General features: G+C 72.4%; 16 protein-coding genes and 1 pseudogene. 11 read left to right on the top strand and 6 right to left on the bottom strand.

Annotated elements, in window-relative coordinates:
- A pseudogene (locus FV234_RS23435) lies at positions 1-112 on the top strand (IS5/IS1182 family transposase); the annotation flags it as partial.
- A 64-nt stretch (positions 113-176) separates the two neighbouring features.
- On the opposite strand, the gene FV234_RS23440 reads toward FV234_RS23435, so the two are convergent.
- Together FV234_RS23440 and FV234_RS23445 are read right to left on the bottom strand one after the other, a co-directional pair.
- Positions 177-377 (bottom strand): hypothetical protein, encoded by a 201-nt coding sequence (locus FV234_RS23440; protein ID WP_147753646.1) that lies wholly within the window; start codon positions 375-377, stop codon positions 177-179.
- On the bottom strand, positions 374-1,456 hold the full coding sequence (locus FV234_RS23445) for a hydantoinase/oxoprolinase family protein (protein ID WP_147753645.1): 1,083 nt from the start codon (positions 1,454-1,456) through the stop codon (positions 374-376). Before FV234_RS23445 ends, FV234_RS23440 begins: the two co-directional genes overlap by 4 nt.
- 2 nt (positions 1,457-1,458) lie before the next feature.
- Here FV234_RS23445 and FV234_RS23450 point away from each other — a divergent pair, with 2 nt between their 5' ends.
- From FV234_RS23450 to FV234_RS23465, 4 genes are all read left to right on the top strand, one after another.
- Positions 1,459-2,244, top strand: coding sequence for a HisA/HisF-related TIM barrel protein (locus FV234_RS23450; RefSeq protein ID WP_147831978.1), 786 nt, complete (start codon positions 1,459-1,461; stop codon positions 2,242-2,244).
- 74 nt (positions 2,245-2,318) lie between these two features.
- The gene (gene leuD, locus FV234_RS23455; protein WP_147751963.1) at positions 2,319-2,921 is read left to right on the top strand and encodes a 3-isopropylmalate dehydratase small subunit; all 603 of its coding nucleotides are present in this window, start codon (positions 2,319-2,321) and stop codon (positions 2,919-2,921) included.
- Positions 2,922-3,025: 104 nt separating this feature from the next.
- Positions 3,026-4,231: a lytic murein transglycosylase gene (locus FV234_RS23460; protein WP_147751964.1), complete on the top strand. Its 1,206-nt coding sequence runs from the start codon at positions 3,026-3,028 to the stop codon at positions 4,229-4,231.
- Positions 4,228-4,611 carry a RidA family protein gene (locus FV234_RS23465; protein WP_147751965.1) on the top strand — a complete coding sequence of 128 codons (384 nt, stop codon included), beginning with the start codon at positions 4,228-4,230 and terminating at the stop codon, positions 4,609-4,611. The genes FV234_RS23460 and FV234_RS23465 overlap by 4 nt, the downstream gene beginning before the upstream one ends.
- A 35-nt stretch (positions 4,612-4,646) precedes the next feature.
- Here FV234_RS23465 and FV234_RS23470 read toward each other — a convergent pair whose 3' ends face one another.
- From FV234_RS23470 to FV234_RS23480, 3 genes are all read right to left on the bottom strand, one after another.
- Positions 4,647-4,943, bottom strand: coding sequence for a hypothetical protein (locus FV234_RS23470; protein ID WP_238272083.1), 297 nt, complete (start codon positions 4,941-4,943; stop codon positions 4,647-4,649).
- Between the two features lie 249 nt (positions 4,944-5,192).
- A complete protein-coding gene (locus tag FV234_RS23475; RefSeq protein ID WP_187273786.1) occupies positions 5,193-5,597 on the bottom strand; it encodes an STAS/SEC14 domain-containing protein in 405 nt (134 codons plus the stop codon).
- 25 nt (positions 5,598-5,622) lie between these two features.
- Positions 5,623-5,817 carry a DUF3606 domain-containing protein gene (locus tag FV234_RS23480; protein WP_147751967.1) on the bottom strand — a complete coding sequence of 65 codons (195 nt, stop codon included), beginning with the start codon at positions 5,815-5,817 and terminating at the stop codon, positions 5,623-5,625.
- Between the two features lie 174 nt (positions 5,818-5,991).
- Between FV234_RS23480 and FV234_RS23485 the strand changes: the two genes are divergently transcribed.
- The 6 genes from FV234_RS23485 to FV234_RS23510 all read left to right on the top strand — a co-directional run bounded on the left by FV234_RS23485 (position 5,992) and on the right by FV234_RS23510 (position 10,471).
- Entirely contained in the window at positions 5,992-6,681 is a 690-nt protein-coding gene (locus FV234_RS23485; protein WP_147814328.1) for a hemerythrin domain-containing protein, read from the top strand.
- Between the two features lie 82 nt (positions 6,682-6,763).
- Entirely contained in the window at positions 6,764-7,105 is a 342-nt protein-coding gene (locus FV234_RS23490; RefSeq protein WP_147831980.1) for a hypothetical protein, read from the top strand.
- A gap of 124 nt (positions 7,106-7,229) precedes the next feature.
- The gene (locus FV234_RS23495) at positions 7,230-7,634 is read left to right on the top strand and encodes a cupin domain-containing protein (protein WP_147751969.1); all 405 of its coding nucleotides are present in this window, start codon (positions 7,230-7,232) and stop codon (positions 7,632-7,634) included.
- Positions 7,635-7,707: 73 nt separating this feature from the next.
- Positions 7,708-7,989 carry a hypothetical protein gene (locus tag FV234_RS23500; protein WP_147751970.1) on the top strand — a complete coding sequence of 94 codons (282 nt, stop codon included), beginning with the start codon at positions 7,708-7,710 and terminating at the stop codon, positions 7,987-7,989.
- 75 nt (positions 7,990-8,064) lie between these two features.
- Positions 8,065-8,751, top strand: a complete 687-nt coding sequence (locus tag FV234_RS23505; protein ID WP_238272084.1) for a YoaK family protein — start codon at positions 8,065-8,067, stop codon at positions 8,749-8,751.
- A gap of 250 nt (positions 8,752-9,001) precedes the next feature.
- Positions 9,002-10,471: an MDR family MFS transporter gene (locus FV234_RS23510; RefSeq protein WP_147751972.1), complete on the top strand. Its 1,470-nt coding sequence runs from the start codon at positions 9,002-9,004 to the stop codon at positions 10,469-10,471.
- 33 nt (positions 10,472-10,504) lie between these two features.
- Here FV234_RS23510 and FV234_RS23515 read toward each other — a convergent pair whose 3' ends face one another.
- Positions 10,505-11,905: an MFS transporter gene (locus FV234_RS23515; protein WP_147751973.1), complete on the bottom strand. Its 1,401-nt coding sequence runs from the start codon at positions 11,903-11,905 to the stop codon at positions 10,505-10,507.
- Between the last annotated feature and the right edge of the window lie 122 nt (positions 11,906-12,027).

Genomic DNA, 12,027 nt, shown 5'->3' on the forward strand with positions numbered 1-12,027 from the left:
CTTCAGCAAGATCAAACACTTCCGGGCCGTCGCCACGCGCTACGACAAAGACCCGGACAACTTCCTCGCCAGCGTCAAACTCGCTGCCCTTCGCGTCTGGCTACGAACTTAATGAGTCCGCGACCTAGGGACCGGTGCGTGCGGTTCGGACGTCACGCGCCCTCCCTGCGAGGCGATCAAGCCGCCTCGGGCGGCTCGCCGTCGTCCGGGGCTTCCGGCGCGTGCAGCATGTCCTCCAGCTCGTCGATCAGCCGGTCGATCTGGTCGGGGGTCGCCAGCACCTTGACGGTCTCGCCGTCCTCGGTGGCCAGCGCCAGCTCGATATGCGGGCCGACCCGGGCGGTCAGGACGCGGGCGAGGATCTTCAGGGCGGTCATCGAGCTTCCTTCGTGGGGGCGGGTTCGGCGGAGAGCAGCGCCACGGCAAGCGCCGGGCCGCAGGTGGAGGCCCAGTCGGGGCGGCCGGCGATCCGCTCCGCCAGCACCGCGGTGAAGGCGAGGCAGCGGCGGCCGAGCCGCTGGGCCAGGGCTTCGACCAGGAACGCGCCCGCGCCGCAGGCGATCAGTGGCGCGGCGGCCGGCATGTCGGGGCGCGAGAGCAGGCCGGCGGCGGCATCGTGGAGCAGGCGCAGCTGCGCCTCGGCGAAGTGGCGGGCGAGCGCCCGCCAGGCCTCGTCCGTCCCCTCCCCGCGGTCGCGGCCGATCATCCGCGCGAGCCGCGTCTCGCTCTCGGTCACCGACTTGCCCTTGCCGTCGCCGCTCGCCTGCTGGTCGGCCCCCTCGGGCAGGTCCCCGGTGATGCGGTAGACATCCGCCGCGTGCGAAAAGGTCTCGGCCATCAGGCGGGTGCGGCGGCCCTGGAACGGAGCGTGGTCGGCGAGCGCCAGCAGGGGCGTGCGCACGACGCCGGTGTAGACGAGCTCGCCCGTCTCCAGCCGCTCGGCGTCGCCGTAGCCGGCGGCGGCGGCGCGGCCCCCGACGATCGGGATCAGGTCCGAGGTGGTCGAGCCGACGTCGACGAGCAGCGCGTCCGGCACGTGCCGCCCGAGCAGGGCCGCGGTGGCGTGCCAGTTCGCCGAGGCGATCGCGGCGGCGTTGGCCTCCGCTTCGGCGGCTGCGACGAAGCCCGCGCGCCCGGCATAGATCGCGACCGCGCCGGACAGGTGCCCGGCCGCCCAGCCCGCGAGCTGCGCGACGCCGTCCGTGCGGTCGGCGAAGCAGTCGGTGAGCTCGCCGGTCATCGTGACGGCGTGCGCCGCCTCCCCCCGCGCCCAATCGGGCAACCCGGCGAAGGTGTCGTCGAGGGCCGGCAGCCCGCGCCAGAGCGGGCACGGCGCCTGCACCACCGCGCGGACGACGCCGCCCTCGACCAGCGCCGCCTTGACGTGCACCCCGCCGAGATCCCATCCGATCGTCCTGGCGGGGTGGGGGAGCGCGGCGGCCAATGGCGATCTCATTGATGGGCGACGAAACCGCGCGGGCTTCGTTCGCGGTGATTCCGGTGATCGACCTGCGCCACGGACAGGTGGTGCGGGCGCGCGCCGGCGAACGGCACAGCTATGCCCCGATCGAGACGCCCTTGGCAAAGGGCTCGGCGCCGGCCGACGTCGCCCGCGGCCTCCTCGACGCGGTCTCCGGGCCGACCCTCTACGTCGCCGACCTCGACGCGATCATGGACGGCGCGCCGCCCGACCTGCGGGCGCTGGAGGCGATCGCCCGGGCCTGCCCCGGCGTCGGCCTCTGGGTCGACGCGGGCTTCGCCGAGGCGGCGACGGTCGAGGCCTTCCTCGCGGCCGGGCTCGGCCGCCCGGTGGTCGGCAGCGAGAGCCAGGCCGACGAGGGCCTCGTCGTACGCCTCGGGGACCGTGCCGTGCTCTCGCTCGACAGCCGCGGCGCGACGCGCCTCGGGCCGGCCGGCCTGCACGCGGATGCCCGCCACTGGCCGCCCGAGGTGATCGTGATGACGCTGTCGCGCGTCGGCGTCGGCTCCGGGCCGGACCTCGCCGGGCTGGCGGCGGCCGCGCGCCTCGCGCCGGACCGCCGGATTTACGCGGCCGGCGGCGTGCGCGGCCCCGACGACCTCGCCGCGCTGGCCGGCGCCGGCGTCGCGGGCGCCCTGGTCGCGTCGGCGATCCACGACGGGCACCTCAGGGCGGAGCACGTCCGGGCGGAGCACGTCCGGGCGGAGCACTTGCGGGCGGAGCACTTGCGGGCGGAACATCTGCGCGCCGGGCGCCTGGCGTGAATCTTCCCGGTCCGCCGCGCCGCTGTTAGGGTGGCGGCCGACCCCCGTTGGCATTCGATAGACCGGCAAGGACGATGGACAGATTCAACACCCTGGCGGGCGTCGCGGCGCCCATGCGGATCATCAACGTCGACACCGACCGGATCATCCCGAAGCAGTACCTCAAGACGATCAAGCGCACCGGCCTCGGCAAGGGTCTGTTCGCCGAGATGCGCTACCGGGACGACGGCTCCGAGAACCCGGACTTCGTCCTCAACCAGCCGGCCTACCGCAACGCCAAGATCCTGGTGGCGGGCGACAACTTCGGCTGCGGCTCGTCGCGCGAGCACGCGCCCTGGGCGCTGACCGATTTCGGTATCCGCTGCGTGATCTCGACGAGCTTCGCCGACATCTTCTTCAACAACTGCGCCAAGAACGGCATCCTGGCGATCGTGGTCTCGCCGGAAGACCTCGAGAAGCTGTTCGAGGATGCCGAGCGCGGCGCCAACGCCACCCTCTCGGTCGACCTCGAAGCCCAGACCATCCGCGGCCCGGACGGCGGCACGCTGCACTTCGACATCGATCCCGGCCGCAAGGAGAGCCTGCTCAACGGCCTCGACGAGATCGGCCTGACCCTGAAGCGCGCGCCGAAGATCGACGCCTACGAGGACAAGCTCGCCGCGCGCGGCTGGGCGTGAGGGGGCGCGGACGGCCTGCGGATCGTCCGGCGCCCTCGAATTAAGCCTGGGTTAACCGTTCCCTCCCAGGCTCCCACGCTTCGGACACCATGCGAGCGACGACGATGCAGCGATCTCCCCGGCAGCGCTCCTCCCGCAGGCCGATCCTGCCGTGGATCGCCGTCGCCTGCCTCGCGACGACCGGTGCGCGGGCCGACTTCCAGTCCTGCCTCGCCGGCCTGCAGCAGCAGGCGGCGGCGCAGGGCGTCTCGGCGCAGGCGTTCCGCAGCGCCACCGACGGGATCGCCTTCGACGACAAGGTGATCGAGCTTTCCCAGGCGCAGCCCGAGTTCAAGACGCCGATCTGGGACTACATGGCCGCCCTGGTGGACGACGAGCGCGTCGACGACGGCAAGGCGGCGATGCGCCAGCACGGCGCGGCGCTCGCCCAGGCCGAGGCCCGCTACGGCGTCGATCGCTTCACCATCGCCGCGGTCTGGGGCGTGGAATCGAACTTCGGCAAGAACCTCGGCAAGATGCCGCTGGTGCAGTCGCTGGCGACGCTGGCCTGCTCCGGCAACCGCCGGCGCGACTTCTTCCGCGGCGAGCTGATGGCGACCCTGAAGATCATCGCGCACGGCGACATCGAGCCCGCGCGCCTCAACGGCTCGTGGGCCGGCGCCTTCGGCCAGACCCAGTTCATGCCGACGACCTACCAGCGCCTGGCCGTCGACCTCGACGGCGACGGGCGCCGCGACGTGGTCGATTCCGTGCCCGACGCCGTCGGCTCCACCGCGAACTTCCTGCACGTCGCCAAATGGTCGAACGGACAGGGCTGGGGCTACGAGGTGAAGCTGCCGGCCGGCTTCAACGCGGGCGCCGCCGGGCGCAAGAACAAGAAGCCGGTGGGCCACTGGGCCGCGCTCGGCGTCAAGCGCGTCGACGGGCGGCCGCTTTCCGCCGAGGGGCCGGTCGGCATCATGATCCCGGCAGGGGTCGAGGGGCCGGCCTTCCTCGTGACCAAGAACTTCGACGCGATCTACTCCTACAACGCCGCCGAATCCTACGGCCTAGCCATTGCCGTGCTGTCCGATCGCCTGCGCGGCCGGGCCGGCATCCAGGCCGAGTGGCCGACCGACGACCCGCCGCTGTCGCGGGCCGAGCGCCGCGACCTGCAGGCCCGCCTGACCGCGCGGGGCTACGACGTCGGCGAGCCGGACGGCAAGGTCGGCGCCAAGACCCGCGACGCGATCAAGGAGGTCGAGCGCAGCCTCGGCATGCCGCAGACCGGACGCCCGGGCGCGAAGGTGCTGGAAGCCTTGCGCCGGTGACCCGGCGTCTGATCGGCTCGGGCTCGCCGTTCGAGGCGGCCTACGGCTACTCGCGCGCGGTGATCGACGGGGGCTTCGTGTTCGTGGCCGGCACCACCGGCTACGATTACGCCACGATGACGATGCCGGAGGACGCCGCGGCGCAGGCCGAGGCGTGCTGGCGCACGATCGCCGACGTCCTCGCCGAGGCCGGGTCCGGCCTCGGGCGCATCGTGCGGGCGACCTACCTCGTCACCGACCGGGCGGATGCCGAAGCCGTGCTCGCGGTCTGCGGGCGCGTGCTGGCCGAGGTGCGGCCGGCCGCGACCCTGCAGGTCGTCGCCGGCCTTCTGCGCGCCGAGATGAAGGTCGAGATCGAGGTCACGGCGACCGTCGGATGACGGCCGCCGATCCCAGTTGGTTTAAGAGTGCCCGATCAATAGGGCCGGCCGTAATAGGGCCGGCGGACCGGACGGTAGCGGTCCTGGACGGGGCGGGCGTAGCCGTCGCCGTAGGCGCCGAGATAGGGATCGAGCTCCGGCGCGCGGTAGTTGCCGCTGTTGACGCCGGCCGAGCGGTCGTTCCCGTTCAGCGCGGCATAGGGCGAGAGTCCGCTGCCGCTGTCGCTCCCGCCACCGCCGCCACCCCAGGCGAACACGGCACCGGTCGAGCCGAGAAGAAGGCCCGTCGCGAGCGCGGCCCGAACCGCCTTGGTCGTCGTCTTGCGTGTCATCGCTTCGCGTGCCCCGATCGACGTGCCTGCCATGATCCTCTTGCGATCTCGCTAGAGGATGGCTTGAGGCTGGAAAACCGATTTCCTCGACTGGAAGTTCCGCTGGCGCCGGGGTGACTGGGACGTACGGGTCGTCGATCGTGTCGCACCTGCGCCATGCGCCGGTTGGTCCACACCGAGTCGCGCGCAGGCTGAGTGCGCGTCCACCGGAATGAAGGCGGCCGCCCGTCCTGGCCTGATGGGCCGGCCTCAGCTCTTCGCGACGGGCCCGGCTTCCGCGAGGTAAGCCCAGGCGGTGGCCTCGTCGGCGAGGTCGAAGGTCTTGGTGTCGACCGGCATCACCGTCCCGGAGAGCTTGATCATGGCGCGCGCGAACGACGGCGCGCCGACCACGACGTACTTCCGGATGTGGGCCACCGAGCGCACCATCACCTGGCTCGCGTAGCCGTCGAACCGCGCCCCGAGATCGGTGCCCTCGTAGTTCGACATGATCAGCAGCATGTCGAACCGGTCGACCGTCTTCATGGCCGCGTCGGCGATGGACGACATCCACGCGATGTCCGGCTCGGTGATGCGGTCCTTGATCTCGAAGGCGAGAAGGTCGGCGCGCGGGGATTCGCGCTGGATGATGGAACCGTCCGGTGCTGCGTTCACGCGCCCCTCCCAGGGTCTGCCGTCGTCAGACGATGCCGCTGGCCTCGTACGGCCAGGGCAGGCCGAGATGCGTCGCGACCTTCTCGGCGTCGTGGCCGACGGCGTCGACCGCCGCACCGAGCTTCTCGACGGGAACCTGGAGCTTGCGCGCCCAGTAGGCGGCCGCGTCCGGCGTCGAGAGGTTGACGGTCTGCGGTTCTTGGGTTGCGTCGGGCGGCATTCGGGTCTCCTGCCTCCCCCAATGCGGGAGCGCACGTCCGGTTCATTCCCGCCGGCGCGGGCCCGGCGTCTCCGGCGGCTTGCGCCCTCGCGCGGCACGCATCGCGCGGGGCCGGACCTAAGGAACAGCCCCTGGGCGAGGCGGTTGGCAGGTACGACTTATGGAGTACCGTGCATGGATGTCTGGCAGCTCATCGGACGCGATCACGCGAACATCGAGCATCTCATCCACGACGCGCCGAGAGCCTTGAACGGACCTGGCGTCGTCAGGAGCCGGGAGCGACTCCTCGACCACCTCGTCGACGCGCTCGAAGCCCACGCGCAGGCGGTGTCCGTCGGCCTCTACGCCCCGCTCGGCCGGCTGCCGCAGACCCGGCGGCTCGTGGACGAGCTGTCGGACGGGCACCGGGCGTTCATCGGCCAGCTCTCCGACCTGGCGCGGCGTCGCCGCAAGACCTCCGAGGGCTGGCTGAACGACTTCGAGGATGCGACCTACCTCGTGGATCAGCACCTCCATCGGCTCAAGCACGAGCTGCTGCCCGCCGCCCGCACGCTGCTCTCCGACAGGCAGGCCGACGACGCGGCGCGGGCCTTCGTCCAGGCGCGGCGGTGGGCGCTGCAGGCACGGCACCCCGAGCCCGCCCCGCGGAGCGAGCTGGACCTCAAGGTCATCGTCTGCACCCTCGCGGTCGGCGTCGGCTACCTCCTGTGGCAGAGCGGGTTCCTCGGCGGGAGCAGCCGTACGCGCGCGAAGGGTCGCCCGGCGGCCGACGGCCCGGTGCGGCGCCGGGAGCGCATGCTCGACGAAGGGCTCGAGGACACCTTTCCCGCCAGCGATCCGATCTCGGCCCAGCGGTTCACCTAGCAGAGGTGCGTGAGGCCAGATCGGCCGCATTCAGCCTCCTCTGTTCGTCGAACGCGTGGATGTCCTGATTGAGGAGAGGGTCATGCCGGACTTGGCGACATCGGACTTGGCGACATCGCACTTGGCGACCTCGGACTTGGACGCGAAGCGCGAAGAGATCGCCGCCCATTTCGCGCGCGAGCTCGGATTCGACGGGCTCGCAGGCTTGAGCCCGTCCGACCGGGCCCGCGTCGACCGCCGGACCGCGGAGGCGATCGACGGTTGCGACCCGGCCGCGCCGGAACCGGTCGACGGCTCGGGCGCCGACGATGGGATGCGCCGCCACCTCGCCGAGTATCGCGGCCTGCTGCAGCTCCGGACCGACGCGGCCAACGTCCGGCTGGCGGAAGCGGGCGAGGTGTTCGCTCCTGAGGACGACGCCTGACGGGGGCCGCCGGGAACGATCGGCGTGGAAAACCAGCCGTGCGGAAAACGAGGCGGCGCGTGCCCGGGCCGTTCCGCTGCGATCCGGTCCGTGCCATCCTTTCCCGAAACGGAGGATGCGTCGGATGCGGCGATGGCTCGCGACCTTGGGGCTTGTGCTGGCATGCGGTGCCGGCGTGATCGCCTTGGGGGGCTCGGCGGTGGCGCAGGAGATCAAGCGGACCGAACTCGGACGCTCGCCCGTCTCCGGCGACGACACCCGGGAGATCGTCATGCAGCTGGTGGAGTTCCCGCCGGGCGCGACCTCGCCCCGCCATTTCCACAACGGCGAGGAGTCGTTCTACGTGATCGAGGGCGGGACCGTGCAGGTGGCCGGCAAGGAGCCGAAGGAGCGCCCGGCGGGCGAGCGCGGCATCAACCAGCGCGGCGTGCCGCATGCGGGCTACACGGTGGTCGGCGACAGGACGATCAAGATCCTGTCGGTCTACGTGATCGACAAGGGCAAGCCGCTGCAGGAGCCCGCGCCCTGATCGTAGGCCGGCACCGACTCCATCCAAGCCGGGGCGCACGCTCCGAACATCCCCAGGTGAAGGGCGACAGGACATGAACGACACGCCGGATTTGGATCGCGCGGCCCGCGCGATCGCCGAGAACGTCTACGCGGCGTTCTGCCGCCAGGCGACGATGCCGGCCCACCCGCTCGAGGAGCAGACGGTCGTGACGCGGCTCGTGGAGGCGATCCGCCCGCAGGTCGGCGGCGCCCCGGGAGCGATCGTCGAGGCCGCCAACGCCGCCCTGTCGGCCTGGGAGCAGCGCGATCCGGACGTGCGCGGTCCGCGCGTCGTCGCGGTCGATCCGGCCGACGGCTCGGTGACCCTGGGTTAGCGGTCGAAGCTCGGCACCCGTCTCCGGGCGACCTGCCCGGACGACCTGGATCGCCGAAAAGGAGCCCCCAGCATCGTGCCTGCCTTCGCTGATGGAGACGCCGCGATCGGTGTCGGGCTGGCCTTCGTCGCCGGCTTCGTGGACGCCGCCGCCTTCATCGCCCTGACCGGCCTGTTCACGGCCCACGTCACCGGCAACGTCGTCCTGATCGGTGCGGAGCTGGTCTCGACCTCGACCGGGGTCCTCGCGAAGCTCCTTGCCCTGCCGACGTTCATCCTGGCGGTGGCCGTGACCCGCCTCATCGCCCTGGCCCTCGAGCGGAGGGGGGCGTCACCGCTGCGCCCGTTGCTGGTGCTTGAAGCCGCCGCGCTGATCGCCTTCGCGATCGTGGGCGCGTCCCTGTCGCCGCTCGGCTCGCCGGACGGCGCGAAGGCGATCGGCGTCGGCATGCTCGGGGTCGCCGCCATGGGCATCCAGAACGGCATCGGGCGTCTGGTGATCGGCCACCTGGCCGCGACCACCGTGATGACCGTGAACGTCACGCAGGCCGTGATCGACCTGACCGACCATGCCTGCGGGAAGACGCTCGGCGCGCCGGCCGCCACCCGCCTTCGGCGCACGCTGTCGGCCGTGCTGGCGTTCGCGGTCGGCGCCCTGGCGGGCGCCTTCGGGGTCGCCGCCCTGTCCTTCGCCTGCGTGCTCGTGCCCGCCGTCGTCCTCATCGGATTGCTGTTCGTCCCGGATCGCGAACCGAGTCCGTGAACGGCCGCCATGGGCCGGACGCGCGCGCCTCGATACCCGGCTTGGACCACCCGCGCTCGGACATGCCCTCACAGCCGGGCTCGCAGTCCAGGCGTCCGTGCAGCGCCGCTCGGGGTTGCCGAAGCGCGGGCGTCACGCCGTCTCCGCATCCCGCATCGAGGGCCGACGCCGGAGGCCGCGACGGTCTGAGCCGGCGCGCGTCGGCGTCCGGCCCCTGGTGCCCGGAGCGCCGGAGCCCTAAAGCCCAGGCATGCTGACCTCACCGACGACGCGCCGCCCGCTGGTCCTCGCCGCGGTGATGGCGGCGATGTTCATGATCGCGATCGAGGCGACGATCGTCTCGACCGCGATGCCGCAGATCGCCGGGCAGCTCGGCGACCTCCACCTCTACGCCTGGGTGTTCGCCTCCTTCCTGCTGACGCAGACCGCGACCACCGTGGTGTTCGGCAAGCTGTCCGACCTCTACGGGCGGCGCCCGGTGCTGCTGTTCGGCATCGCGGTGTTCCTCGCCGGCTCGCTGCTGTGCGGCTTCGCCTGGTCGATGCCGTCGCTGATCCTGTTCCGGCTCGTGCAGGGCGTCGGCGCGGGCGCGATCCAGCCCGTGAGCATGACCGTGGTCGGCGACCTCTACTCCGCCCGCGAGCGCGGCCGGGTGCAGGGCTATCTCGCCAGCGTCTGGGGCGTCTCCTCGGTGGCCGGGCCGCTCGCCGGAGGCCTGATCATCGGGCACCTGAGCTGGCCGTGGATCTTCTGGATCAACCTGCCGGTCGGCGTCCTCGCGGCCGCCCTGTTCCTTCTGTTCCTGCGCGAGGAGGTGGAGCGCAAGCGGCGCCGGATCGACGTGATCGGGGCCGGCCTCTTCACGCTGGCGATCGCCGCGCTGATGATCGCCCTGACCGAGACCTCGACCGCGCCGGCCGTGGCGACCGCCTCCGGCCTGACCTTCCTCGTGGCGATCACGCTGTTCGTGCTGCAGGAGCGGCGGGCCGCCGACCCCATGCTGGATTTCGCGCTCTGGGGGCAGCGCTCGATCCTCACCGCCAACGCCGCGACGCTACTCTCGGGCATGGCGATCATCGGGCTCACCGCCTTCCTGCCGATGTACGTGCAGGGCGTGCTCCGGCAATCGCCGCTCGTGGCCGGCTTCACCCTGACCCTCATGGTGCTCGGCTGGCCGGTCGGCGCGACCACGGCGGCGCGCAGCTTCGTCCGGTTCGGCCTGCGGCCGGTCCTGCTGCTCGGCGCCGCCCTGCTGCCGATCGGGGCGTCGGCCTTCGTGGCGTTGGGCCCGGAGACCTCGCCCGCCGTCGCGGCGGCGGGGTCGATCGTCATGGGCCTCGGCATGGGCTTCCTGTCGACGGCGGCGATCGTGATCATCCAGGACAGCGTCGCCTGGGCGCAGCGGGGGGCCGCCACCGCCTCGAACATCTTCGCGCGCAACCTCGGCTCGACGCTCGGCGCCACCGCCCTCGGCGCCGTCCTGAACTACCGCCTCATTCATCCGGACGGCGGGGCCACGGTGGACCCCGACCAGCTGCGCCGCCTGCTCGACAACCCGGCGAGCCTCGGCGGAGCCGGCGAGGCGGCCCGCATCAGCCTGCAGCACGCCCTGCACGGCACCTTCTGGACGGTCTTCGCGGTTGCGCTGCTGACGCTGCTGACCGCCCTGCTCGTCCCCCGCGTGGTGATCGCCGACGCCGTGCCGGCCGTCGCGGAGTAGCGAGCGCCCGATCCGGACCGCGCGGACGGCGTCTCACGCGGGCCGGGCCGTGTCCTCCTGCCGGACGGCGAGGCGCAGGAAGCTGACCACGCTGGCGATGGCGGCGAACGCGCCGCCGAGCCCGAGCGCGAGCGCCGGCCCGTGCGCATCCGCGATCGCGAAGCAGGCGGCCACGAGGGCGGCGCCCATGGTCTGGCCGAGGAGCCGCGAGGTGGCGACGATGCCGCTCGCGCCCCCGGACCGCGCGGGCGGCGCGCTCGTCATGATCGCGCGCAGGTTCGGCGCCTGGAAGAAGCCGAAGCCGCCGCCGCAGATCGCCATCCGCCAGCCGATGTCCACGACGCTCGGGTTCGCCGGAAGTCCCGCGAGCAACCCCATCCCGAGGGCGAGGATCGCGAGCCCGATGCCGCCGAGCAACCCGGGCGGGTAGCGGTCCGAGAGCCGCCCGGCGAGCGGCGCCAGCAGCGCGACCACGACGGGCCAGGGCGTCATCAGGAAGCCGGTCTCGACCTGCGTGCGCCCGAGCGTGTGCTGGAACAGGAACGGCAGCGAGACGAAGGCGAGCCCCTGCGCCGCGAACGAGCACACCGACGTGGTGGCCGAGAGGGCGAACAGCGGACGCCGGAGCAGGTCGGCGGCCAGCATCGGCGCGGGATGCCCCGCCTGCCGGCGCAGCAGGAGCAGGAAGCAGGCGAGCGAGCCGACGGCTTCCGCCAGGATGCGCCAGAGCGGTCCTTCGTGGGCCGCCTCGCCGAGGGCGAGCACGAGGAGCGCGAAGGCGGAGGCGTTGAGCAGCGCGCCGACGACGTCGAAGCGATGGCCGGAGCGCCCGGTGTCCGGCAGCGCGGTCCAGGCCAGGAGCAGGGCGACGAGGCCGATCGGCACGTTGACGGCGAAGAGCCAGGGCCAGGGCGCGGCGACGAGGATCAGCGAGGCGACGGTCGGGCCGACCGCGAAGCCGACGCCGACGACGAAGGCGTTGAGGCCGACGCCGCGCCCGAGCTGGTCGGCCGGATAGATGAAGCGGATGAGGGCGATGTTGACCGCCATCAACGCGCTCGCGCCGACGCCCTGCAGCACCCGCGCCGCGACGAGCGTCGGCAGCGACCAGGCCAGGGCGCAGACGAGCGAGGACGCGGTGAAGAGGATGAAGCCTGCGATGTAGATCCTCTGCTGGCCGACGATCTCGCCGAGCGCCGCGATCGGCAGCAGCGTCGCCACGACGGCGAGCTGGTAGGCGTTCACGATCCACACCGAGGCGCTTGGGTCGACGCCGAGGTCGGCGGCGATGGTGGGAAGGGCGGTGTTGGCGATCGCCGTGTCGAGGGTCGCGAGGGCGACGCCGGTGAGCACCGCGACCATCGCCCGCCCCCGTCGCGCCGGCGGCAGGCCGTCATGGGCCGGAACGTCCGACGGGGCGATCGGTGAGGACATCGCGTGGGGATCTCGCGGGGGTGGCGGCGTGCTGCATGCGACCGTGGGCGGCACCTTGGCAAGAGTGCCCGGGGCCAGCGCAACCAGGGCGAGCGGTGCCCCATCGCGAGACGCGCCCGCCC

It is taken from the genome of Methylobacterium sp. WL8 (assembly GCF_008040045.1).
In the GTDB taxonomy this organism is placed as follows: domain Bacteria; phylum Pseudomonadota; class Alphaproteobacteria; order Rhizobiales; family Beijerinckiaceae; genus Methylobacterium; species Methylobacterium cerastii.